Below are 24,849 nucleotides of genomic sequence, written 5' to 3'. Positions count from 1 at the left end.
GGCTCTCCTTACTGTTGGGGGTAGGTTGTGCAATTGTGCTTCATAACAAAGTCGCCAATAAATTATTTCTGATTTTTGAGCAAAGATAAGATTCAAACTATAACCTGATATTAAGTAAGGGGTTAGCTAGCAAGCTTGCCCCTGTGACAGTCACTAGATGAAGAGAGTGAGCCGTCAGCGCTGGGGAGGGATATATTCAATTATTATATATTTAATGCTAATAAAATTTATACCACTGTGATTTTCGGTTCGATGCTGGGGATGGAAAACAGTAAATATCCACGTAAGCAGTATTATAAAAAGTGTTAGCTGAAATGTTAAAAACCAGTAAGAAAGCGCGATAGGCCAGTATAAAAAAATAGAGCAGAAAATACGATGACCTTCAACAAATTTCAGCATATTTACGCATTCTTTATGAGCAAGCGTTTCAAATATGTGCGACAGGTTCACCCTTGATTAAAAATGGCTTGCCATCGAATACAGAGTATGTGATAACGCATATGGGTAAAACGAGGTACAGTTCTGTATATGTGTGGCATTTTCAGTAAAGAAGTTCTGAGTAAAGACGTTAGCGTTGAATACCGCTTCTCTGCCGATCCTTATCTTAGTGCCTCAAGCAGTAACGACTCTAGTTTGTCTATGTAAACGCCTACGGGCGAGTTAAACAATCCAAAGGAAATACTCAAGATGGCAAAGATCAAAGGTCAAGTTAAGTGGTTCAACGAGTCTAAAGGTTTCGGTTTCATCACTCCAGCTGACGGCAGCAAAGATGTGTTCGTACACTTCTCTGCAATCCAGGGTAATGGTTTCAAAACCCTGGCTGAAGGCCAGAACGTAGAGTTCGAAATCCAAGACGGTCAGAAAGGTCCGTCTGCAGTAAACGTTACTGCAATCTAATCAGCTCTTTTGCTGTAAAAACCCGCCTTTGTGCGGGTTTTTTCGTATTCAGGGTGCGATAAGTATTATCTATCCGTTAAGGCAAAATAATTAAGCCGGAATGTTGATTACGGCCTTTAATCCCTGGATGGGTTGAGTCAATCGCTTGCTGCTGGCTGGTTCGGCGGAAACTGGTATATTTGAAGTGACTTTTATTATCATCATGTTGAATAGTCGTACAAATAGTACAACTGCCCACATGATCGACTTGATGAATACCTGCACTTCGTAATTGGTGTTCAGCAATGGCCGCTAAGTTGAGGTGGCGAAAACGGGGTGAAATGATATTTTTAGCCAGTGGTAATTTATTAGTAAACCTTTCGACCAACTCCTCATTGACTTCATAGCAGCAAGACTGTGCGGCAGGCCCGATGGCTGCAACCCAATTTACAGGGTCATCATCGCGCGCAATACGCTCAACCATCTTTAAGATAATACCATCAAATAAGCCCCGCCAACCAGCATGAACCACCGCAATGGCTCTCCCTTGTTGTTGGCTAAAAATGATTGGCAGACAATCAGCCGTCAGAACGGTCAATAAAATGCCTGCTTGAGTGGTATAGAAACCATCGCCCCATTCCCGAACGAAACGCAACAAACCATCATGCGTTATGCAGCGAGTAGATACTCTAAAAATACCTCATTCGGTGAGCTGTATTCCAGAGATTTGCGCCCCCGAGTGTTGAGGATGTGCTCCAGTCTCGCAATATCTTCATCGCTGACGCCATTAAAATCGGTTCCTTTCGGATAAAACCGCCGTATCAGACCGTTGGTATGCTCATTCAACCCCCGCTCCCAGGAATGATAAGGCCGGGCAAAGTAAACCTTTGCGCCCGTTACCTGAGTGATGTCCTTATGTTTCGCAAACTCGGGTCCGTTATCTGCCGTCAGGGTTTTAAACTCGCAGAAAGTATTCGCCACGATGTCCCTGAACGCTTCCACGACGCTCTCAGCGCACTTATTGGGGAGTTTACGGATAATGACCTGCTTTGTGGCTTTGTCCACGACCGTCAGCAGGAATGACTTCTGGTCTTTGCCAAAAATCGTATCGATTTCAACATGCCCGGGAACCTGTTTGAGTTCAGCCTCAGCAGGCCTGTGCTCAATGCCAACCCTGTCCGGGATGGGCGTGCGTCCGGGCTCACCCGTATCATAGCGATAGCGTTTACCCCGGTGAGGGAGCTGAAGGTAAAGCTTACCGCCAGCCTGTCTGTCCGAACGGATATAGCGGTAGAGGGTATTTTTGCTGACGGCGATATCAAACTGGATTTTCAGTCTCCCACAGATAACCTCAGGGGAGGTATGTACAGCCAGCGCCTGCCGGAGAAAGTCTTGTGTCTGCTGGCCCAGAGGGACACAGGCATTGTGTGCCGAGGTGGCGCCCCGCCGTTGTCTGGCTAAGGCATCAGCGCGTCTGGAGGAGTAAAGTCCGTTGAAGGCGGGGTCCGTATTACGTCTGAGCTCCCGGCTCAGCGTAGAGCGAGAGACGCCGAGCTCTCTGGCAATGCAGGACTGATTAACGCCTTCAGCTTTTCGTTTTTCGATGTAAAAGCGCTCATGCTGAGTCAAATGTTTTCCCTTCATGCAACAGGGTCTCCGACAGGGTCAATACGGCTATTTTATCCGTACCTGACCGGTGGGTCACTTTGTTGCATTTCGTTTGGGAATTGGCGATCGGCTTCACCACACTCTTGTCCCGGGGCGGTCACATCGATAATCGTAGTGCCATGAACCTGCTTTTTAATGGCTTGTGAAGCCTGATATGGCAAGAGGCAGGAAGGTAGCAGGGCCGATTTATTGCCAAAACCATGGCAGAGGGTGGTGATCCGGCTAAGTTGTGGTGAAAAATCAGTCATAGAACCTACCTAATGAAGAAAAAGAACGCCACTCAGTGTAAGCCGATTTTTAAGTTATTGACCAGTCACCTTTTCTTTTAAATCGCCGTTAGTGAATTGTTGCAAAAGAATGCATCTTGTATCACTGTTTTGGCACCCGTTAGTGTCTGGGATAGGGTTTAATGGCAGCTATGATGCTCGCTATTCTCCAGGGTTGATCTTAATGATTCCTAAACCAAAAACTGACAGTAATAACTTTATTCGTTGGCGCTTTGGCTTGTTGTGTAGTTGTATTTTAATGTCACTTTTTGGCCTGCTGGCACGGGTTGCCTGGCTGCAAGTTATTGAACCGGATCCGCTGGTAAAAGAAGAGGACATGCGTTCAGTGCGTGTGGTGGCAACACCCAATACACGCGGTATGATAACTGATCGTGGCGGGCATCCGTTGGCGGTCAGTGTCCCGGTCGAGGCCATTTGGGCTGATGCCAAAACGGTACTGGAAAAAGGCGGGGTAGGTACTACCGAACGCTGGCAGGCATTGGCACAGGAACTCAATATGCCAATAGGTCAATTAATCAACCGTATCAATCAAAACCCCAATGCCCGTTTTATCTATCTTGCCCGACAAGTTGAACCTAATGTTGCTGAGTACATTCAACGCTTGAAACTGCCCGGTATCGCGACCAAAGCGGAGTCACGGCGTTTTTATCCGTCCGGTGATGTGGCGGCCAATTTAATTGGTTTCACTAATATAGATGACCAGGGTATTGAAGGCGTAGAAAAGAGCTTTAACTCGCTATTAAGTGGCACCGCTGGCAGTAGAGTGGTACGTAAAGATCGCTTTGGCCGAGTGGTTGAGGATATCTCTTCTACTGATAGCCACCCGGGACAGAATGTTGAACTCAGTATTGATGAACGTTTGCAGGCTGAAACATCCCATGCGCTGACCAATGCTGTCATGTTTAATAAGGCTGATTCTGGCTCCGCAGTGGTTATTGATATTAATACTGGCGAAGTCTTGGCGATGGCCAACTATCCCACCTTTAATCCGAATAACCGCGCAGCCACGGCGGAAGAGAATTTTCGTAATCGGGCTATCAGCGATATTTTTGAGCCGGGTTCGACAGTCAAACCGATGGTGGTAATGACTGCATTACAACATCATCTGGTAAAGCCAGACAGCGTACTGGATACCCATCCTTATGTGCTGAGTGGGCACCAAATTAAAGATGTGGGTTTTTATCCTGCGCTATCGTTGACCGGCGTATTGCAGAAATCAAGTGATGTTGGCGTCTCTCGTCTGGCGTTGGCAATGCCGTCTTCGGCATTAATGGAAACCTATGCGTTGTTTGGTTTGGGAAAACCGACTCAGTTAGGCCTTACCGGTGAAAGTAGTGGGTTAATGCCACAGCGGCAACGCTGGAGTGATCTGGATCGTGCTACCTTCTCTTTCGGTTACGGCTTGATGGTGACGCCGCTGCAACTGGCTCGAGTCTATGCCACCATCGGCAGTTTCGGTATTTATCGGCCATTATCGATTACTAAGGTCGATCCTCCGGTGTTAGGGCTACGGGTATTCCCCGAGGATCTGGTGCGGCAAGTGGAACATATGATGGAAAGTGTGGCGCTGCCCGGCGGTGGCGGAATGAAAGCGGCCGTCAGGGGATACCGGGTTGCCGTTAAGACGGGGACTGCTAAGAAGATTGGGCCAAATGGCCAGTATATTGATAAATATGTGGCTTATACCGCGGGTGTCGCGCCTGCCAGCCAACCCCGTTTTGCATTGGTGGTCGTGATAAACAATCCGCAAGGCGGCAAATACTATGGCGGCGCGGTTTCTGCCCCGGTATTTAGCGATATTATGGGGCAAATTTTGCGCACCATGAATGTTGAACCTGACGCTATCCCGGCAGGGATGGTACACCATAGCTGATATTCGACCGATTTATGGCGTTAAACAGTGGCTTGCAACGGTGGAAGTGCTTCTTTAGACTAACGCCGTGTCTGTCCGCGATTCTGGCGGTTATTTGTCTGTCATCTGGAAATCAACCATGTCTTATCAGTGCCCCCTTTGTCATCAGGCTTTGCAGCTTAGCGTGCAGCAGTGGCGTTGCAGCAATAATCATCAGTTCGATTGCGCCAAAGAGGGTTACGTCAATTTGATGCCAGTGCAGCACAAGGGATCGAAACAACCAGGAGATAGCCCTGAGATGATGCAGGCCCGGCGGGCATTTCTTGATGCGGGATATTATCAGCCCTTGCAGCAGCGGGTCTGCGAGCTTCTGGATGCAGCGTTACCACTGGATGCCACCATGTTGCTGGATATCGGTTGTGGTGAAGGTTATTACACCGGCGCTGTGGCAGATAGGTTAAATCGGCGGCGTCAAATGGCTGTTTTCGGTTTAGATGTGGCAAAAGTCGCCGTAAGGTATGGCGCAAAGCGCTATCAACAGGTGAGCTTCTGTGTAGCTTCCAGCCATCGCTTACCTTTTGCCCATAACTCGCTTGATGCGGTATTAAGGATTTATGCACCGTGCAAAGCGGCGGAGTTATCACGTACCGTGAAACCTGGCGGGATTGTGGTTACTGTTGCCCCTGGGCCGCGTCATCTCTATCAGTTAAAAGCACTGATCTACCCAGAAGTACAACTCCACGGTGATGCACAAGAGCACCTTGAGGGGTTTGACTTGCTGAGTTGCGAAAAACTGGCTTATGAAATGAAACTTCCGGGTAAGCAGAGTTTTAATTTATTGCAGATGACCCCTTTTGCCTGGCGGGCATCAATCGAAATGGGGCAGGAGTTGGCTGCGCGGCAGGCATTTATCTGTGAAACTGACTTTGTCATTGCGTTGCACCGCCGCAGAGAAGAGCCTACGGCTGAAATTGCAGCCGTGAGCAGTGACCAATAGTCTATGCTGTTAGCGTTGGCCTGACAGTGTTCGGGCCACGAGTCTTATATAAATTATATCAATCCAGATTTGATTTTTAAAAATCACCAATACCTTAATATTAGCTAACTCCCCTAAGGTAAACTCTCATTATTATTTTAATATATTTATAGTGTGACATTCCCTGGTGTAGAATCATTAATTAACTTAAGTCAAATTCATGGTTTTTTTATATTTTACTGAAGTGGTTTATTTAAGATCTAAGTTTCGCCAGGTTCGACCACCGGATTCAGTCACCAGTATAGAGGGTATGAACCGTACCTCCTCGGCAATTTTTAGTGCTAAATCAGCGACCTCTTGTTTGTTTAGTGTGCCACTGCCATAATTGAATTCCCCTTCAGGCAATTTATAGACTTTTTCCCGACCAATAAGGCGGGTAAAGCCGGCATCAATCATTTTCTTATTAAGTGACTCGTAATCGCCTTCCACTGCATTATGCAAAACAACACTAACCGTAAAGTACGGCATATCTATTTGTTCCAAGCTATAAGATGATTATCTTTATATAGCACAGCACTGACAGCGATATTTTGACCAAAGTCTAATTGCGCGACATACAAACCAATAACCCTGATAAAATTGTGTCATTAAGGGCGGTTGAGTTAATGCGCTTCTGATGATTGGTCAATTTGATGAGTGGGTGGCAGTCATCGCCACCCAGACAAGAAGGGTTTAGAGTGAGAGTGATAGCCGGTTACGGCCTGCGTGTTTTGCTGCATAACAGGCGATATCTGCCTGACGCATGGCTTGTGCGGCATTCTCAGTTTGGCGAGTTAGCGGGACGGCGCCCAGACTTGCGGTAAATGTATACGATTGACCGTGCCAATGAAATTGGATGGCGGCAATATCGGCAACCACAGATTCCAGAATGTCTGTTGCAGGCTTGTTTTGACAATTAAACAACACGATAGCAAACTCATCGCCACCTAAACGGGCAACAATGTCATTTTCACGAACGGCTTGTTGCATGGTTTGTGCCACCATTCTCAGCACCATATCCCCAGCTTCATGACCTGCGGTATCGTTAACATCTTTGAAATAGTCTAAATCGACATAACAGAGGATATGCTGCTCGTTATCCCCCAATTGGCTGATTGACTGGGTGAGCCGCTCTTCCAGTCGACGCCGATTAATCAGGCCAGTTAGCATGTCATGATTGGCCTGATATTGCAGTTCGCGCTGTGCATGGCGGGCGCGAGTCACATCCTGAAATACCACGACCGCGCCAGTGAGTATATTGTCACGATCGCGGATCGGCGAGGCAGAACAGCGAATCTCTTGCCGTTCTCCTTGGCTTGATAATAACTGGCTGCCTTCTGGTAATAAGGTATTGCGCCCCTCGGCCAAACACTGATTGAAGGCAAGTAACTGATTTTTATCTTGCAACGGAGACCACAAAATAAAAACGTCTTCAATAGGCAAACCGCAGGATTCATTTTGGCTACGCCCGGTCATCTCTTCGGCTTTGGGGTTCATCAGTACCACACGGCCTTCTGTGTCGAGGGAGATAATCCCCTCCTGGATAGATGACAACACCCGATGCAGTTGCTCGCGCTCTTCATAACGCGCGACCTCACTGGCGCGCAGTGCATCTTCGCGTTGTTTGCGCTCACTCATATCACGGATTATTTCGGCATAACCGAGAAGTTTCCCATTATTGTCATGGACTACTGTTATGACTGTCACTGCCCAGTAGCGCGTCATATCTTTGCGAACCAGCCAGCCCTCACGCTCCATTCGACTCGTCGATGCTGCGGTCTTCAGCAACTTCTCCGGTAACCCGGCGGCAATATCCTCGGGTAAAAAGAAACAACCGAAATGCTGACCAATTATCTCATTACTGGCATAGCCAATATTCCGTTCAGCACCGTGGTTCCAGGTACTGACCCGGCCCCAAGGGTCAAGCATTAAAATAGCGTAATCCTCAACAGTATCAACCATTAAGCGAAAACGCTCTTCACTGATGCGCAGTGCTTCTTCTCGTTGACGACGCTCGGTGAGATCACGGACAATTTTGGTAAATCCCAACAGTTTGCCACTGTCATCATGCATTGGGTTAATTGCTACACTGGCCCAATAGCGAATACCGTTTTTGCGCACATGCCAGCCTTCGCTCTGGTAATTACCTTCTGCGGTGGCTTTGGCGAGTGATTTCTCCGGCACCCCAGCAGAAATATCCTCCTGTGTGAACAGCAACGCAAAATGTTCACCGATTATTTCATCGCTGGTATAGCCTTCATTCCGTTCTCCACCTTTATTCCAGGTGAGAATTCGGCCATGAGTATCGATCATGTAAATAGCATAGTCTTCAACTTCACTGATCAGATGACGAAACTGTTCCTCACTCTTTCGCAGCGCATTTTCGCGCTGCCATTTATCCGTCAAGTCGCGGGTGACATGGACGAATCCCTGCAAAATATGGTCTGAATCATGCAGCGCACTCAGCGTAATATTACCCCAAAAACGTTTACCATTCTTACGCACCCGCCAGCCCTGGGTTTCATAGTGGCCAAACTGATTGGCATGTTGCAGCCCTTTGGTCGGTAATTTGTTCGCCAAATCCTCTGGGGTATAAAACAGTTCAAAAGATTGACCAATAACTTCTTCGCTAGCGTAACCGGCATTGCGTTCTGCGCCACTGTTCCAAGTGAGGATATGTCCTTGAGCATCAATGATGTATATGGCGTAGTCATCAACGGCTTCAATCAAGAGTCGGAAAATATGATCGTCAAATGATGCTGGATGCAAAGCCATTCCTGTATTTCCTTGAATTAATATTCAGCCACCTTTGGCTGAGCGGATCGAGAGCCAGAAGGGTTAATCTGTTATTGCGGTAAAAGTAATGTAGCAGTCTATCGCTAACAGATGAAATTAGGTAATGAGAATTTTCTTACCAGAAATAAATACACGATAAGAATTGTAATGGATATGAGGGTTACGCTTATCAAGCCTGTCACTACGGGACTTCAGGTAAGGAACTGATGTCAATATAACAGGGAGAAAGAATAAATCGCCTTATTAATAATAGGGGGTGGCGTGAATAACCCATAAAAATTGACTTAAGTAGGGAAGGGGAAATTAGTCTGGTCGTATATAAAAGTAATTTACGCAATCATTTCCCCTCATTTGGGGCCATAAGATTACCGACCGAGATCATGTTCATTACATAACTGATCTAATTTTTTCACGATACAAAAAATAACCCCGCAGAAGTGCAGAAATGCTTGCATCGGCAACTGTTATCAGGATAATTCTGAATCCTTATAATAAGCATTCTCATTATTAACAAAATTGCAAACTTCAGGGGCATCAACACGATGAATCAAACTATCTCTACCCGCGCAAATCAGAAGCGGCTTGCACCACGTCTTTTGTGCGTGATGATCGGTGCGGCATTAGGGACTTTGTCTGCATCTGTATGGGCAGCAACAGCCACAGACAATACGGCTGAAAGCAGCAAAAAGGCTAGCACAACAGCTGATGCCACTCAGGTTGATAGCAGCAAAACAACGGATACTATTACCGTGGTAGGGACGCAAGAGACCTTCCGTGCCGGTGGTAATGATCTTATTCCAACCTATCTGGACGGTCAGGTAGCTAACGGTGGGCGTATTGGTTTCCTGGGGCAGCAAGATGCGCGCAACGTACCTTTTAATGTGATTGGCTACACATCTAAATTGGTAGAAGACCAGCAAGCGCGGACACTGGCTGATGTGGTCAAAAACGATGCTTCAGTACAGAACGTGCGCGGCTACGGTAATGCTTCACAGAACTTCCGTATTCGTGGTTTTAATCTCGATGGGGATGATATCTCGTTCGGCGGTCTGTTCGGCGTACTGCCACGTCAGGTGGTTGATACCAGTATGGTCGAGCGAGTTGAAGTGTTTAAAGGCCCGAACGTATTTGTAAACGGTATTTCGCCGAGCGGCAGCGGTGTGGGAGGGATGATTAACCTGGAGCCTAAACGTGCCGGTGATACTCCATTGACGCGTGTTAGTGTGGATTATACTTCTTCTGCCAAGGTTGGTGGTGCGTTGGATGTCGGTCGCCGCTTTGGTGACAATGACCAATTCGGTGTGCGGGTTAATGTGCTGCACCGCGAAGGCGAAACGGCGATTCATGATCAGAACGAGCGCACGACCGCACTCTCAACCGGTTTAGATTACCGTGGTGACCGCGCCCGTACTTCTTTAGATATTGGATATCAAAAACAAACCGTTCACGGTATGCGTACTGATGTTGCCATTGGTAGTGCGACGGTGATTCCAGAACCACCGGCAGCCACCTTAAACTATGGTCAGCAGTGGGTCTATACCGATATGGCAACCACCTTCGGTATGCTGCGTAGTGAGTATGATTTAAGCCAGAACTGGACGGTATACGGTACCCTCGGTGCCAGCCACAATGACGAAACCGGGCAATATGGCTCACCAACGCTGACTGATAATAATGGCAACGCCACCATCAGCCGTCTGTATGTGCCTTATGTTTCGGACTCTATTGCTGGTTTAGGGGGGATTCGTGGTCATTTTGAAACCGGCCCAGTAACCCATAAGATGAATCTCGGTTATGCCGCTAACTACCGAACGGCTAAATCTGCCTGGAATATGTCAGGGCCAGTAGACACCAATATCTATAACCCAGGGGTAATCCCATTCCCCCCAACTGCTTTTGCTAGCCCTAATCAAGACCCAACACTAAACAGTCAGGTTCGGGCCAGTAGCATCTCGGTGTCGGATACCCTGTCGGCAATGGATGATAAAGTGCAGTTGATGCTCGGGCTGCGCCGTCAGGAAGTGGTTATTCGCAATTTTGACAGTGGTGTACCAGACAGTAAAAACGTGCAAGATGCCATGAAAGTGACACCGGTATATGGCTTGCTGGTTAAACCGTGGGAAAATGTTTCCCTGTATGCTAACCACATTGAAGCATTATCGCCGGGGAAGGTCGCGCCTTGGTATACCGCCAATGCGGGTAATGTTACCGGTATTATTCATGCTAAACAGAATGAAGTTGGCGTGAAATTCGATAACAAGCGCTATGGCGGTACCTTGGCTCTGTTTGAAATCACCAGACCTGCCGGTGCCATTGATGCAACAACCAATATCTACGCCTTGGGTGGTGAACAGCGTAACCGCGGCGTTGAACTGAACGTATTCGGTGAACCGGTATTTGGTACTCGTCTGTTAGGTAGTGCCGTGTGGTTGGACCCGATACTGACCGAAGCGCAAAGCAGTCAAAATAATGGTAATTATGCTGTGGGTGTGGCTCGCTATCAGTTAGTGTTTGGCGGTGAGTACGATATTAAAGCAGTAGAAGGTTTGACGGCTACTGGTACTGTCACACGTTCTGGTTCGCAGTATGCTAACCAGGAAAACACCTTAAAACTAAAACCATGGACCCGTCTGGATCTGGGCATGCGTTACACCATGCCGCTGAAAGAGACCAATCTGATCTGGCGTGCAAATCTCGAGAACGTGACCAACGAACGTTACTGGGAGTCGGTTGAAGATACCGGTACTTATATGTACCAAGGTAATCCGCGTGAGCTAAAACTGTCTGTTTCCATGGACTTCTAATCCGAGGTTGATGCCCGTTTACTAAGCGGCATCGGAACCATAATAAACCCCGCGATTCTTTGAATGCGGGGTTTATTTTTGCCCAATGATTTTATCGGCAGAATAGACGTGTTTTAGCCATTAAGCGACCCGATAGATATGCTCATACAGAATATTAAAGCCGATCGCTATCAAGACTATCCCACCAATGATTTCGGCACGCTTACCCAATAATGGGCCAATATAACGGCCAATCAGCATACCTAAGGTAGCCATAATCATGGTCGCCAGACCGATCGCCATGGCGGTGTGGACAATATTCACTTGTAAGAAGGCTAAACCGACACCAATTGCCATAGCATCAAGGCTGGTAGCAATTGCGGTCATGACCAAAACCCAGAAGCTGTGGCTGCGCATTTTTTCAGTTTCTGCAACTTGTTGTTTCGCACCCTCAAAAATCATGCGGCAACCAAGAATAAACAGCAGACTGAAAGCAATCCAGTGATCCCATTCCAGAATATATTGACTGGCGAACAGGCCGATACACCAACCTATGAGTGGGGTGATAGCTTCTATTACGCCAAAAATAAGGCCAGTACGTAGTGCTTCTCGAAAACGGGGTTTGTGTAGACTGGCGCCTTTACCAATAGATGCAGCAAATGCATCCATAGACATAGCAAAAGCAAGGATAAGAGTTGCAGATAGATTCATAGCAATAAACTCGGCCGGGCGGCTCCATATACACGTAACCCACCCCCAACCTAACGACGGAGCTACGTGTCTATGGTCTCGCCAACCTTACCTGGTTACCCGTACCACGTTTCAATAGATGAAACGAGTATGTTGATACGGGCGTTTCTGCTTATCAATAAATACCCTTCAATTACGTTAGGTACAATTGCACAGAAACCGGCTACTCCCCATGAACGGCGCAACCTTAACATATAAATTATTATAGCGACAACCCCAAAGATAATAAGACAAATTACTATTACTGATAATGATTTTCATTATCGAGATTTTTGTGCGAAATAGTACATATAAACATCGATAACAATGTGGGAATAAGCAGGATAAGAGACAAGAGTCTTGCTGGGAAATTAATCAGTTGAGTAGGCACTCAATAGACATATTTCCCAAGGATGTTGTTTTGTTATTGATTTACAAGGAAAAAATTATAGATTTTCTCTAGGTCATCTAATTGTTTAACCTGGATTAATAATCTGCGCTGCTCTAAATCAATGACTAAAATTCCATCTTCAGATAAATTCATACTTTTTATTCGGCTATATTCAATAAAAGCATTAGCGTAGAAGAAACCGGTATTTTTAAACAATAATTTGGGCCAACGGATATAAGAGATATAAACCGCAATGAGCGCTAAACCCACTAATAAATAGGTGGTTAACGGTGCACCATTCGCCATGACATTATTGTAAATGAGGATAGCTATCAGTCCGACAAAGATGGCGCAGTCGATTTTGCTTTTACGTTTTAAGTGAACTTGCAGCCGAGTCTTCCCTTTCATCATGTTCATGATGAATTCATCATAAATAGCATAAGCGAGCAGTAGGGCGATAAAAACAATTAAAACGAGATCAGTAACCGACATGCAACAACTCCCAAGAGATACATCCCCATCATCTTTCAAACCACAGGTGTGTTGCTGCCACCTTCCTGCACTTTGAAATCTATTGGGTATTGGTATCTACCCTAAAAAAAACCGGGAGTAAACCCCCGGTTTTTACCAAATCTAATCAGAACATTAAGGTGCCAGGAAGCCAATCCAGTAACCGAAGATACCGATGGCGAAGAAGCCCATAATAATCCACAACGCGTTAACTTTACGACGTAATAGCCACATACAGCCGAACGTTAACAGTAATGGCACCAAACCTGGCATCAACTGGTCAAGAATGGTTTGCACCGTAGTTACTGTGGTCTGACCATTCTGATTGGTTATCTTGGAAACCACCACCGGTATGTTGACGTGGGTCCACTTGTTAACCAAGGCCCCCATAACAAACAGGCCGAGGATAGACGCCCCTTCAGTCAGTTTTTGCAGCAGGCCACCGTCCATATCGCTGACGATATTGACGCCTTTTTTATAGCCATAGGCTACACCGTAATAACGGGTCAGCAAACGTACCAGGTTAAACAGTACAAAGAACAGCAATGGGCCAAGTAAACTGCCGCTCATTGCGATACCGGCACCAAGAGCTGCCAACACCGGGCGCACAGTACCCCAGAATATTGGGTCACCGACACCTGCCAGCGGCCCCATCAGACCGACTTTTATCCCGTTAATTGCCGCATCGTCAATCTCGGCACCATTGGCTTTCTGCTCTTCCATCGCCAGCGTTACGCCCAGAATTGGCGCGGCAACGAAAGGTTGGGTGTTGAAGAATTCCAAATGACGTTTGATTGCCTGCTTACGCTCTTCCGAGTTCTCAGGGTATAAACGACGGATCGCCGGCACCATTGAGAAGCAGAACCCCAGCGCCTGCATACGTTCGAAGTTCCACGACCCTTGGAAAAGGTTAGAGCGGATAAACACCCCGCGAATATCAGCAGGCGTGAGTTTCTTTTCACCAGTCGCTGTGGTTTTATCAAGCACAGTTGTTGTATCAACCATTTCTCTCACCTTTTCCTAGTCTAATTCGTTATCAAGGTCATTATTGGACGGGCCAGACTGTACAACCTGAGACTTGTTGTATTTAGGACTGAGCTGGATATAAAGAAGGGCCATAACCACACCAATAACACCCAATGCCACCAGGTTGAAGTTGGTAAATGCGGCGGTCACGAAACCTAAGTAGAAGAATGGCATCAGGTAGCCGGCACGCATCATGTTGATAACCATGGCGTAACCTACTACGACGATCATACCACCGGCGATATTCAGGCCACTGGTAACCACATCAGGAATCGAACTGAGCAGCATCTGAACTTCAGATGTCCCAACAGACAGGGCAACGATCAGGGCAGGGATAGCGATACGCATCGCCTGCAAGAACAGGGCTGAAATGTGGATCCAGGTTATCGCTCGTAGGCTGCCACGTTCGGCGGCTCCGTCGGCGGCGTGCTGGAAGGCCACAGTAATGGTACGGACGATAATGGTTAATACCTGACCGGCTGCTGCTAGCGGAATAGCCAGTGCGATACCTGCACCGATGTCTTGGCCACCTGCAATAACCAGAATAGTAGAGATAATCGAGGCTAACGCGGCATCAGGCGCTACTGCGGCCCCGATGTTCATCCAGCCGAGAGCGATCATCTCCAAAGTACCACCGATAATAATACCGGTTTTCATATCACCTAAAACCAGACCTACCAGAGTACAGGCGACCAGGGGACGGTGAAATTGGAACTCATCCAGAATGGAACCCATCCCGGCGATACATGCAACTATGAATATCAGCACAATCTGAAGAGTTGTGATCTCCATTGTACTTCTCCTATGACCAAAAAAGCTGAGTAAAAATAACCGTGTTCCAAACAGAACAGGGCATTACCTTTCTACGTAGTTTTTAATAAAGCTATTTATTAAGTTTGCTGATTAAATCCATCATCTTGAGTCGGCTATCCGAAGAGACTTTCCGAACTTCCAGCTCAATACCACGGGCATTTAATTTATTAAAAGCTTCAATATCTTTTTCATCAACGGAGACCGCATTATTCACCTGGGTTTTACCCTGACGGAATGCCATACCACCGATATTGACTGACTTGATGTCTACACCACCCTCAACCACACGGACGACGTCAGTTGGGTTAGTAAATAACAGCATGACCCTGTCTTTGGCATATTTCGGGTTGTCATAGACGCGAATCGCTTTTTCAACATCAACGACGTGCGCGGTGACGCCGGGAGGAGCAACTTGCTTTAGCAACGTACTGCGCATTTTGTCAGCAGCAACTTCGTCGCTGACGACAATAATACGATTTACGTTAGTTTCTTTGGTCCAGCGGGTGGCAACCTGACCATGTATTAAGCGGTCATCAATACGCACCAACCCAATCTTCATATGATCATTGGGGCCTAAAGCGACGGCTGGGGCCGCGACTTTACGTGCAGCGGCAGGGGGTTGCGGTTGAGTGGTAGCCACATCAGGTTCGACGGTTTTTAATGCTTTAACTCCCTCACGACCGGTTTGCACCGCGATTTTAACCAATTCAGCAAATGATGGGTTATCATCACGAGCCATAAAGGTTTCAACCAGCATCGGGATATTAACCCCGGCAACGACCTCATAATTTTCTTTATCAGTAACAATACGACTGGCAGCGTTAAACGGGCTACCACCCCAGGTATCAACCAGGAATAGAACACCACTGCTGGTATCAAGCCCGGTCAATTTACCGTTGTATTTCTCAATCAACGTTTCGGCATTTTCACCGGGGACGAAATCGATATAAGCGACGTTAGCTTGTTCGCCTAAAATCATTTCAGCTGTTTTCAGCAGTTGTTCTGCCGCAGCCCCATGTGTGCCGATGATAATAGCTATACTCACTCGCTACCCCCTCTGTTAACTCAGAATTGAGTCCTAGCACGTAACAGAAAATCCAGTAATCACCCACAGCATTTCGGTATACATTGAATCTATTATGATAGTCACAATATCAGCGTACTGCTGATGATTTATTCGCAACACAAATGAATCGATTCAAGTAGGCCGCTTAATGTTGTTGGATGTGATTTATTTTAGTCAGTGAAAAAATAAATTATGTGACACTGTTCATTTATTCGGACATGTTATGAATGATTTAGCTTACTTGGGTAATTAATCGACAGTTATATAAACGACATTGATGTATTCAGTTGGGCTGCTAGCGTCATATTAGACTTTTTGTGTTAACTATTTGTGTAATCGGTATAAAAATTGATTCATAACCACTTTTCGGTGAGGGATAAATTTCAGGTATAGAAAAATAGAATCACGGCTGATGATGAACCTTAAGGTGATGAGATGACTGTTTATCGTGGGTCAGGTAATAAATCCCCCTATGCTGATAAAAAAAATCCTGATAAAGTTAACGGCTTTATTAATTGTCAGGAGTTAAGGGCCTCAGCTCTCCCTATGGACTGTCACCGAAGTTACTGTTTATTTAGCGTTAATACCCAACCAGTGGGTTTAAATCTGGTTACTCAATCACGCACCTTTGCTGCGTATAATCTCACCCAATCTTTCTGCGTATCTATACTGACAACCGTGCTACGGCGTTTTGCTGTATCTGTTGCAGTGCGCACATCATCTAAATCGTGTTCTTATTTTCGGAGTCTGACATGGAATTTCTAATGGACCCCTCAATCTGGGCAGGGTTATTGACACTGGTGGTGCTGGAAATTGTTCTGGGTATTGATAACCTGGTCTTTATTGCCATTCTGGCTGATAAACTCCCCCCCAAACAAAGAGACAAAGCGCGAATCATCGGGCTGTCGCTTGCGCTGATCATGCGCCTGGGGCTGTTGTCGGTCATCTCCTGGATGGTCACGCTGACGACTCCACTGTTTAGTGTCGGCAGTTTTAGTTTCTCGGGACGCGACCTTATTTTGCTGGTGGGGGGGCTGTTTTTGCTATTTAAAGCCACCACCGAGCTACATGAACGGCTGGAGGGTAACCAGCACGATGACAGTGCCAATCGAGGCTATGCCAGCTTCTGGGCAGTAGTGGCACAGATTGTGGTGCTGGATGCTGTATTCTCACTCGATGCAGTGATTACTGCGGTGGGGATGGTGAATGACTTGGCGATTATGATGACTGCGGTTGTCATCGCCATGGGCGTGATGTTGTTGGCATCGAAAACACTGACCCGATTTGTCAATGCCCACCCTACGGTGGTGGTGCTGTGTCTGAGCTTCTTGCTGATGATTGGCCTGAGTCTGATTGCTGAAGGCTTTGGTTTCCACATTCCGAAAGGCTATTTGTACGCAGCCATTGGCTTCTCTATTCTGATTGAGCTGTTTAACCAGATTGCGCGCCGTAACTTCATTAAGCATGAGTCACGCTTGCCAAGACGCCAGCGCACGGCTGAAGCCATCATTCGTTTGATGGGGGGGCGTCAGCAGCAGGAACCACAAAATGGTGACTCGCAACAGATGATACCTACCGAGGCATTTGCACAAGAAGAGCGCTATATGATAAGTGGTGTGTTGACATTGGCATCCCGCTCGATGCGTAGTGTGATGACACCACGGACAGAGATATCCTGGGTCGATTGTAATCGCTCACAAGAGGAGATCCGTGAGCAGCTCTTAGATACACCACACAGTTTGTTCCCGGTTTGTCGTGATTCATTGGATCAGATAATCGGCGTGGTTCGCGCCAAAGATCTGTTAGTTGCCATTGAGCGAGGTGACTCTATTTGTGAGTTTGCGGCGACAACGCCACCGATTGTGGTACCCGATACCATGGACGTGATTAATCTGTTGGGTGTATTACGCAAAGCAAAAGGCCGCTTAGTGGTGGTCAATGACGAATTTGGTGTGGTACAGGGTCTGGTAACACCACTTGATGTGTTGGAAGCCATTGCCGGTGAGTTCCCGGATGAAGATGAAACACCAGACATTATCACTGACGGTGATGGCTGGTTGGTGAAAGGAGGCGCGGATTTACACTCTCTGGAACAGGCTCTGGACTGTCACGAACTGGTAAGTCCGACCGCCGATTATGCCTCACTCGCCGGGATGCTGCTGTCTCACTCAGGCCATATGCCAACCGCCGGGGATGTGGTTGAACTGCATAACCTGCGTTTTGAGATTATGGAGGTTTCGGATTACCGTATCGAGTTAGTGCGAATCACCAAACTGAATAACGAACTGGAAGAGTAACACTCTAACAACGAAAAGAGTTTCGGCTAATGCGGGTCATCTTAAGGTGACCCGCATTTTTTAATGGATATTTCAGCGCTTTTTAGTTCGTTTAATTTATCAGACTGATAAATAATACTCATCACACTATTAATTGTTTTTTAATAGACGAAACAATTATAGTTAACTATGTTTTTTATTGTTAATTTCCAGGTCTGCAATTTAAATAAAACTGATATATATAATAACGAAAGCAATAATACTAAAACCCCAGTAAATACTGATGACTATTAAAATAAACAATTGCTCATTAAGTTGTTCACAATCAACGGGTTATGCTTATTTTGCGTGTGAATGGAAACAAGTAATAATTAATTAAAATAATAACGCCAAATAAATTGATATATACTATGCTTAAAATCACTTAAGCAAGTCAATGCTCAAAGCAGTTATATGGGTATTTAAACAGAATTTAAGTAGGCATTAAAAACAGTTTAAAATATTGGTTTTAATCTATTTTAAAATGCCAGAATAGAAATTAACTTTCTGTTTTTGATGCCGTATAACCTATATTTTCACCATTCTACCCGCTCGTGATGGAGGTTCTATGAGAAAGATAGTTTTTGTTCTTGTATTAATGCTGTCTTCATTTGGTACATTCGGCCAGGAGACGGCGTCAAGGGCGCTTAGTGATGCATTATCGACACCCATCGCCGCTGAGGTAAATAAAAAAGCGTGCGATACTCAGCCTCAAATACCTCAAGGAGATATTGATTGGTCTGTGTGTTGTGAGATATGTTGCATTCCCGCATGTTTTGGTTGCTAGGCATAACAGTTATTTTTAATCTTTTACTGTGCATCAAGGGGCGCACCGGCATCCCCTTGATGAACACGATTTTTTCAATGTAATAAATTAATTACATTGCACTTTGATAGCCAGACCGCCACGGGATGTTTCGCGATATTTGGCATTCATATCTTTACCGGTCTCAAACATGGTTTCGATAACTTTATCGAGGGAGACGCGTGGATCACTGGTGCGGCGCATCGCCATACGTGCAGAGTTAATGGCTTTTACTGATGCGATGGCATTACGTTCAATACAAGGCACTTGTACCTGGCCGGCAACCGGGTCACAGGTCAGCCCCAAATTGTGTTCCATGCCAATTTCAGCGGCAATACAGACCTTTTCTGGGCTGGCACCCAGTAATTCAGCCAGACCTGCGGCTGCCATTGAGCAGGCAACGCCCACTTCACCTTGACAGCCTACTTCAGCGCCAGAAATAGAGGCATTCATCTTGTACAAAATACCGACAGCACCTGATGACAGGAAATAGCGGATAAAGATTTCCGGGGTGACCGGCTCAATAAAGTGGTCGTAATATGCCAGCACTGCGGGGACGATACCGCAAGCGCCGTTGGTTGGCGCGGTAACAACACGCCCGCCAGCCGCATTTTCTTCATTAACTGCCAGTGCAAACATATTGACCCAATCAATAACGTTCATTGGATCACTGGACAGGCTATCGGAAGAGACTAGCAGGCGGCGCAATGCGGAGGCGCGGCGCGGTACACGCAGAGGACCCGGTAATACGCCCTCGGTGTTCAGACCGCGATCAATACAGGCGCGCATGGTCTGCCAGATAGCGGTGAAATAGGCTTCAATCTCTTCTTTGCTGTGCATCGCCAGCTCATTCTGCATCACCATACCGGAGATAGACATGCCAGTTTGCTTGCAGTTTGCCAGAATTTCTTCAGCAGAATTAAATGGATAGGGCACGCTGACGGCATTTACCGCGGCTTTGCCGAAATGCTCTTCATCAACGATGAAACCCCCACCGATTGAATAATAAGTTTTGCTCAGCACTTTCTCATCACCGGCAAAGGCGTGGATTTGCATGCCATTTTCGTGCAGTGGCAGATTATCGCTGCGGAACACCATTCCGCCTTCCCGTGGGAAATCAACTTCACGCAACCCATTGGCAAGCATCAATTTCTGGCTTAATCCCACATCACGGATAAAGGCTGGGATGCTGTCGATATCCACGGTGTCAGGCATATTGCCGGCTAACCCCATAATAATGGCGATATCGGTGTGATGACCTTTCCCTGTCAATGAGAGTGAGCCGTAAACATCAACGGCAACACGCGTGACAGATGGCATCAAGCCCTGAGTCACCAGCAAATCAGCAAACTCCTTGCCAGCTTTCATTGGCCCAACAGTATGAGAGCTGGATGGGCCGATACCAATCTTAAACATGTCAAAAACGCTAATCACGCTATAACTCCTTAACAACGCATTTTGTTATTCCCAGTGCATATGAATGTGACTGAGAATATCTATATTAAGTATAAGAGTTCTGTGGATAGCAGCAGGTTACTTCGCATGATAAATATTTATACATGAAGTATTGCCATCACAGACCCTTGTTTATTTGGGTCCTACTGGTGTTAGCCGCATCGATTTGATGCCGCAACAGTTACATATCACGATCAATTTAGGGCTAAAAAACGATCAAAAACCATATGAAATTAACTACATATGGTGTCTGCCTGTGTTATCACCCACGAACTAAATCGAGAGCAGCTTAGGATGACATCAGTGGCGCTCACTATCAGGTTTTAACCTTACATTTTTAGTGGTTTATAGTGATGAATGTTATTTTACAGATATTTCATAACGCTGACAGGCCAGTTTACAGTTTTTTTAAAATGGTTGTGCAAGGAAAGTAGAGTAAAAATCGATGTGATGGGGTGATAGGGATCGCTTTATGCTGTAATTCAGCTTTTTTAGCGGCAACGCTGTGAGGTGTGTCACTCATTACCCATGCTTGAGTGATGGTTTTAGATTAAATACTCACCTGTTGTGCCAGCCGCCGGATAATTGCCGCCGTCAAGCCCCAGACAAACTGGCTCTCATACCAAGAAAGATAGACCCGGTGATTGACACCTCCACGATGGATATCCAGAGAATAGTAGCGTGAAAGGCTAAGCGCCTCGTGTAAGGGCATTTCAAACAGACCAGCCACCTCTTCTTCATTAGCATGAAAGGCAATATTAGCGGGGATCAAACCAACAATCGGGGTGACCTGATAACCACTGGAACTGTCTAATGGCGCCAGTTGCCCGAGGACATGTACCGCCGAAGCAGGAATAGCGACCTCTTCTTGCGCTTCACGCAGTGCGGTATCAATCAATGAACTGTCTTCCCTGTCTGCTTTGCCGCCGGGGAAGGCGACCTGACCGGCATGTTTACGCAGATGATCAGAGCGCCGTGTCAGCAGTAAAGTAGGCTCTGGTCGACAAATTATCGGAATTAAAACCGCGGCATGGTGGCTATTGGCCGTAAAGCTGCCAGCTTGGGGCAGTTGCAGTTGAAACCGGCTGATAAATTCAGACAAAGTTTGCCCGATAAATAATTCACTCACAGAATGGCTCGCTTATAAGCTGTCTTTTTCAACGCCAGGCATTTCCAGTTGCGGCAAAATGCGGGCGATTTTATCAAATGTTTCCTGATATTCAGCCTGCTCCTGGCTATCAGCCACAATTCCTCCACCGGCAGAACAATAGATTTTGCCGTTTTCGGTCAACAGCGTGCGGATGGTGATGTTGGTATCCATCGTACCACAGCAACTAATATAGCCAATGTTACCGCAATAGGCATTGCGCCGCTGTGGCTCCAGTTGTTCGATGATCTCCATGGCACGAATCTTCGGTGCTCCGGTTATTGAACCACCGGGGAAGCAGGCTCGAAGCAGCGCCGTCGCCGGGCATTCAGCAGGCAGGGTCGCGGTAATGGTGCTAACTAAATGGTGCACTGCCGGGAAAGGCTCAACAACAAATAACTCAGGCACCCGCACGCTACCTGGTTGTGCCACACGGCCAATATCGTTGCGCAGCAGGTCCACTATCATCAGATTTTCAGCCCGATCTTTCGGTGAGTTAGCTAACCGTTCAGCCTGCAAGCGGTCCTGCTCGGGGAGCTCCAAACGTGGCAGTGTGCCCTTGATCGGGCGGGTTTGAATTTGATGGTTTTCCAGCCATAAAAAGCGCTCCGGCGAGACACTCAGTATGGCGTTGTGTGGCAAGCGGATAAAGGCCGAAAACGGTGCGCGATTACTGCGACTCAACGACAGAAAGGCTTGCCATTCATCACCTTGATATTCAGCACTGAATCTCTGTGCCAGATTAATTTGATAGCAGTCACCACTGTGCAGGTACTCTTGAATCTGGCGGAATTTTTCGCCATATTCCGCCCGCGACATATTGGCCTGCCATGGGCTGGTCAGTGTGAATGACTGGGGAGCTTTAGGACTCTGTTGCTGCTGTAGCCAGAGTAGGCGCTGCTCGGCATCCCCATGACACACCAGCGTCAGCTTCTGCAAATGATGGTCGGCAATCAGCGCCCAGTCATACAAGCCGACCGCCATATCCGGTAATGCGATATCTTGTTCGGCCAGTGTCGGCAACTTCTCAACTCGACGGCCCAGGTCATAACCAAATAACCCCAATGCACCGCCCAGAAATGGCAGGTCAGGGTGTGATGGCAGTGGCAAGGCGAATTTATCGAGCTGCTGCTGTAATAAACAGAAGGGATCTGCCGGGGAGCAGACTCGGCCTTGCGCGCTGATTATCTCCGTTTGCAGGCCCCGAGTGGTGAGTGTTACCTGCGGGTCAGCGACCAATATATCAAAACGATTATGAGCATGTTCTGCGAATCCCGAATGCAGCAGCATTGCCCAGCTTTGATTGGCGAGTGGAGCAAATTGTTGGAGCAGGGCGTCAGGCTGATAAGGCAAGGCTTTGATGGTCAGGGATTTCACACTCATGAGTCACTATTCTTTTCTTTCGGATGGACATATTGGGGGCGCGATGACGCAGTTCGCAGCGCGCCGCAGTGAAGATTAGCATAAATTGGCGGGCGGGTCGTCTGGGGCAGTCAATTCACCGCAGACCCGAATAAACAGGTATACTTAATCAATTATATGTTGGAGATGAATCAATGCTAGCGGGTATGCCTTCACTTTCCCATGAGGAACAGCAAGAAGCTGTCGAACGTATTCACAAATTCATGTCAGAAGGTATGAGCAGTGGTGAAGCGATCGCACTGGTGGCCGCAGAAATCCGTGAGCGGCACCAAGATGATCCACAAGCCATGGCTATCTTTGAAGATACTGATTTTGATGATCATGATGAATCTGATTATCGCCGTGATAATGAGCAAGATGCGGATGACATTGAGGATCCGTACGAGGGATAAGCTCGGGATAGCAACTGATTAAACCCGCCGTTAATTGGCGGGTTTTTTATGGGATAACCAGATGAACGGGCTGAGGGTTACCCACTGACCACGACAGCCGCTGCGGCTCGTTTCGCTACTTCGATGGCGGTAGTGATATCATCAGCGACGGCCAGCGCCACCCCTAAACGCCGTTTGCCGGCAATGTCAGGTTTACCAAATAAGCGAATTTGCGTATCGCCAGTCAACGCAGTTTCTAAGCCATGATAAGCAATATTCTGGCTGGTCAATTCAGGTAAAATAACCGCTGAAGCGGCCGCGCCATATTGACGGATAGTGCCAATCGGGAAACCAAGAAATGCCCGGACATGTAATGCGAACTCAGACATATTTTGTGAAATTAACGTCACCATGCCGGTATCGTGCGGGCGCGGTGACACTTCACTGAAAATCACTTCATCGCCACAAACAAATAATTCCACGCCAAATAAGCCATAACCGCCGAGAGCTTTCACCACCTGAGACGCGATCGCTTTTGCGCGCGCGAAGGCGGTCTCACTCATCACCTGTGGTTGCCAAGACTCACGGTAGTCGCCATCTTCCTGACGGTGGCCAATAGGCGCACAAAAATGGATGCCATCAACAGCATTGATTGTCAGCAGGGTAATTTCAAAATCAAAACGAACCAAGCCTTCAACAATCACTCTGCCACCCCCGGCGCGGCCACCTTGTTGGGCATAATCCCAGGCGGTTTGCAGTTGACCTGCATTGCGGATCAGACTTTGGCCTTTACCGGAAGAACTCATTACTGGCTTAACGATACAGGGATAACCCACTTCACTAACGGCCTGACGGAATGCGCTATCAGTGTCGGCGAAACGGTAGCTAGAGGTTGGCAATTGCAGGGTTTCTGCCGCTAAACGGCGAATGCCTTCACGGTTCATCGTCAGCCGGGTTGCCTCGGCACAAGGCACGACCCGTTGGCCCATCATCTCGAGTTCAACCAGCATATCGGTGGCGATAGCTTCTATTTCTGGCACGATATAGTGCGGTTTTTCCTGTTCGACCAACTGTTTCAGCGCCGAGCCATCCAGCATATTAATTACATGGCTGCGATGGGCAACATGCATGGCGGGTGCATCTGCATAGCGATCCACGGCAATCACTTCCAGCCCCAGTCTTTGGCATTCGATAGCCACTTCTTTACCCAACTCGCCAGAGCCAAGCAACATGACACGGGTAGCGCCTGGGCGCAGAGCGGTTCCAATAGTTAGCATAGTTAGGTACCTACATCAGTGGGATAGTTGCACATTTATTTGTCGCGCGATCAATTTTACGGGCGCCAGTATACGGCAAAATGGCAACGAAAACGATTGCGTATCTGGCGAATGGCAGTGAGTCGATATCAATATATGCGCAGCGCATTGCGTATTTGGTTTGTTTTTTGCGGTTTAACTCCGGCAATGCCCCCATTTCTGGTATTATCGCGCCAAAATCTTGCGCTTGCCTTCAGGCTGTCGCT

Annotated in this window: 20 protein-coding genes, 2 pseudogenes and 1 riboswitch; of the genes and pseudogenes, 8 read left to right on the top strand and 14 right to left on the bottom strand. The window is 47.2% G+C overall.

Features of this window, described 5'->3' with window-relative positions:
• The first annotated feature begins 528 nt into the window (after positions 1-528).
• Both ACWJJO_RS13145 and cspE read left to right on the top strand, forming a co-directional pair.
• Positions 529-645, top strand: a complete 117-nt coding sequence (locus ACWJJO_RS13145; protein ID WP_002211058.1) for a DUF2627 domain-containing protein — start codon at positions 529-531, stop codon at positions 643-645.
• Between the two features lie 42 nt (positions 646-687).
• Positions 688-897, top strand: coding sequence for a transcription antiterminator/RNA stability regulator CspE (cspE, locus tag ACWJJO_RS13140; protein WP_002221949.1), 210 nt, complete (start codon positions 688-690; stop codon positions 895-897).
• A gap of 76 nt (positions 898-973) precedes the next feature.
• On the opposite strand, the pseudogene ACWJJO_RS13135 reads toward cspE, so the two are convergent.
• The 3 genes and pseudogenes from ACWJJO_RS13135 to ACWJJO_RS13125 form a co-directional block, all read right to left on the bottom strand.
• Positions 974-1,507 (bottom strand): annotated as a pseudogene (locus tag ACWJJO_RS13135) (purine nucleoside phosphorylase YfiH/LACC1 family protein); the annotation flags it as partial.
• Between the two features lie 38 nt (positions 1,508-1,545).
• Positions 1,546-2,520, bottom strand: coding sequence for an IS30 family transposase (locus tag ACWJJO_RS13130; RefSeq protein ID WP_481090692.1), 975 nt, complete (start codon positions 2,518-2,520; stop codon positions 1,546-1,548).
• 89 nt (positions 2,521-2,609) lie between these two features.
• Positions 2,610-2,792 (bottom strand): annotated as a pseudogene (locus ACWJJO_RS13125) (polyphenol oxidoreductase); the annotation flags it as partial.
• Positions 2,793-2,994: 202 nt separating this feature from the next.
• On the opposite strand from ACWJJO_RS13125, the gene ftsI reads away from it, so the two are divergent.
• The gene (gene ftsI / locus ACWJJO_RS13120; protein ID WP_083158586.1) at positions 2,995-4,704 is read left to right on the top strand and encodes a peptidoglycan glycosyltransferase FtsI; all 1,710 of its coding nucleotides are present in this window, start codon (positions 2,995-2,997) and stop codon (positions 4,702-4,704) included.
• A 118-nt stretch (positions 4,705-4,822) separates the two neighbouring features.
• The gene (gene rlmA / locus ACWJJO_RS13115; RefSeq protein WP_083158587.1) at positions 4,823-5,680 is read left to right on the top strand and encodes a 23S rRNA (guanine(745)-N(1))-methyltransferase; all 858 of its coding nucleotides are present in this window, start codon (positions 4,823-4,825) and stop codon (positions 5,678-5,680) included.
• Between the two features lie 228 nt (positions 5,681-5,908).
• Here rlmA and ACWJJO_RS13110 read toward each other — a convergent pair whose 3' ends face one another.
• Positions 5,909-6,187: a hypothetical protein gene (locus ACWJJO_RS13110; RefSeq protein WP_083158588.1), complete on the bottom strand. Its 279-nt coding sequence runs from the start codon at positions 6,185-6,187 to the stop codon at positions 5,909-5,911.
• Between the two features lie 204 nt (positions 6,188-6,391).
• On the bottom strand, positions 6,392-8,473 hold the full coding sequence (locus ACWJJO_RS13105) for a PAS domain S-box protein (RefSeq protein WP_372569265.1): 2,082 nt from the start codon (positions 8,471-8,473) through the stop codon (positions 6,392-6,394).
• Between the two features lie 563 nt (positions 8,474-9,036).
• On the opposite strand from ACWJJO_RS13105, the gene ACWJJO_RS13100 reads away from it, so the two are divergent.
• Positions 9,037-11,298, top strand: coding sequence for a TonB-dependent receptor (locus ACWJJO_RS13100; RefSeq protein WP_193784645.1), 2,262 nt, complete (start codon positions 9,037-9,039; stop codon positions 11,296-11,298).
• Between the two features lie 120 nt (positions 11,299-11,418).
• Here the strand turns inward: ACWJJO_RS13100 and mntP are convergent, their stop codons facing one another.
• The 5 genes from mntP to manX form a co-directional block, all read right to left on the bottom strand.
• Positions 11,419-11,988 (bottom strand): manganese efflux pump MntP, encoded by a 570-nt coding sequence (gene mntP / locus ACWJJO_RS13095; RefSeq protein ID WP_083158590.1) that lies wholly within the window; start codon positions 11,986-11,988, stop codon positions 11,419-11,421.
• 10 nt (positions 11,989-11,998) lie between these two features.
• A riboswitch (yybP-ykoY riboswitch) is annotated at positions 11,999-12,211 on the bottom strand.
• 219 nt (positions 12,212-12,430) lie between these two features.
• Positions 12,431-12,889 carry a DUF986 family protein gene (locus ACWJJO_RS13090; protein ID WP_481091126.1) on the bottom strand — a complete coding sequence of 153 codons (459 nt, stop codon included), beginning with the start codon at positions 12,887-12,889 and terminating at the stop codon, positions 12,431-12,433.
• A 153-nt stretch (positions 12,890-13,042) separates the two neighbouring features.
• On the bottom strand, positions 13,043-13,912 hold the full coding sequence (locus ACWJJO_RS13085; RefSeq protein ID WP_083158592.1) for a PTS mannose transporter subunit IID: 870 nt from the start codon (positions 13,910-13,912) through the stop codon (positions 13,043-13,045).
• A gap of 15 nt (positions 13,913-13,927) precedes the next feature.
• Entirely contained in the window at positions 13,928-14,725 is a 798-nt protein-coding gene (locus ACWJJO_RS13080) for a PTS mannose/fructose/sorbose transporter subunit IIC (RefSeq protein ID WP_004701713.1), read from the bottom strand.
• A gap of 91 nt (positions 14,726-14,816) precedes the next feature.
• Positions 14,817-15,791, bottom strand: coding sequence for a PTS mannose transporter subunit IIAB (gene manX, locus ACWJJO_RS13075; protein WP_083158593.1), 975 nt, complete (start codon positions 15,789-15,791; stop codon positions 14,817-14,819).
• A gap of 773 nt (positions 15,792-16,564) precedes the next feature.
• Between manX and ACWJJO_RS13070 the strand changes: the two genes are divergently transcribed.
• Both ACWJJO_RS13070 and ACWJJO_RS13065 read left to right on the top strand, forming a co-directional pair.
• Positions 16,565-18,109: a TerC family protein gene (locus ACWJJO_RS13070; RefSeq protein ID WP_083158594.1), complete on the top strand. Its 1,545-nt coding sequence runs from the start codon at positions 16,565-16,567 to the stop codon at positions 18,107-18,109.
• A gap of 586 nt (positions 18,110-18,695) precedes the next feature.
• Positions 18,696-18,914 carry an ST-I family heat-stable enterotoxin gene (locus ACWJJO_RS13065; RefSeq protein WP_072086298.1) on the top strand — a complete coding sequence of 73 codons (219 nt, stop codon included), beginning with the start codon at positions 18,696-18,698 and terminating at the stop codon, positions 18,912-18,914.
• Positions 18,915-19,001: 87 nt separating this feature from the next.
• On the opposite strand, the gene ACWJJO_RS13060 is transcribed toward ACWJJO_RS13065, so the two are convergent.
• The 3 genes from ACWJJO_RS13060 to pabB form a co-directional block, all read right to left on the bottom strand.
• Positions 19,002-20,366, bottom strand: a complete 1,365-nt coding sequence (locus ACWJJO_RS13060) for an L-serine ammonia-lyase (protein WP_083158595.1) — start codon at positions 20,364-20,366, stop codon at positions 19,002-19,004.
• Positions 20,367-20,937: 571 nt separating this feature from the next.
• Positions 20,938-21,516, bottom strand: a complete 579-nt coding sequence (locus tag ACWJJO_RS13055; RefSeq protein ID WP_083158596.1) for a CoA pyrophosphatase — start codon at positions 21,514-21,516, stop codon at positions 20,938-20,940.
• Between the two features lie 12 nt (positions 21,517-21,528).
• Positions 21,529-22,917, bottom strand: coding sequence for an aminodeoxychorismate synthase component 1 (gene pabB / locus ACWJJO_RS13050; protein WP_083158597.1), 1,389 nt, complete (start codon positions 22,915-22,917; stop codon positions 21,529-21,531).
• A gap of 173 nt (positions 22,918-23,090) precedes the next feature.
• Here pabB and ACWJJO_RS13045 point away from each other — a divergent pair, with 173 nt between their 5' ends.
• On the top strand, positions 23,091-23,348 hold the full coding sequence (locus ACWJJO_RS13045; RefSeq protein WP_083158598.1) for a YoaH family protein: 258 nt from the start codon (positions 23,091-23,093) through the stop codon (positions 23,346-23,348).
• A 77-nt stretch (positions 23,349-23,425) separates the two neighbouring features.
• On the opposite strand, the gene purT is transcribed toward ACWJJO_RS13045, so the two are convergent.
• The gene (gene purT, locus ACWJJO_RS13040; protein WP_481091125.1) at positions 23,426-24,604 is read right to left on the bottom strand and encodes a formate-dependent phosphoribosylglycinamide formyltransferase; all 1,179 of its coding nucleotides are present in this window, start codon (positions 24,602-24,604) and stop codon (positions 23,426-23,428) included.
• Between the last annotated feature and the right edge of the window lie 245 nt (positions 24,605-24,849).

This window comes from Yersinia antarctica (assembly GCF_056636475.1).
The sequence above is the reverse complement of the archived record's forward strand: the minus strand, read 5'-3'. Positions and strand labels throughout refer to the sequence as shown.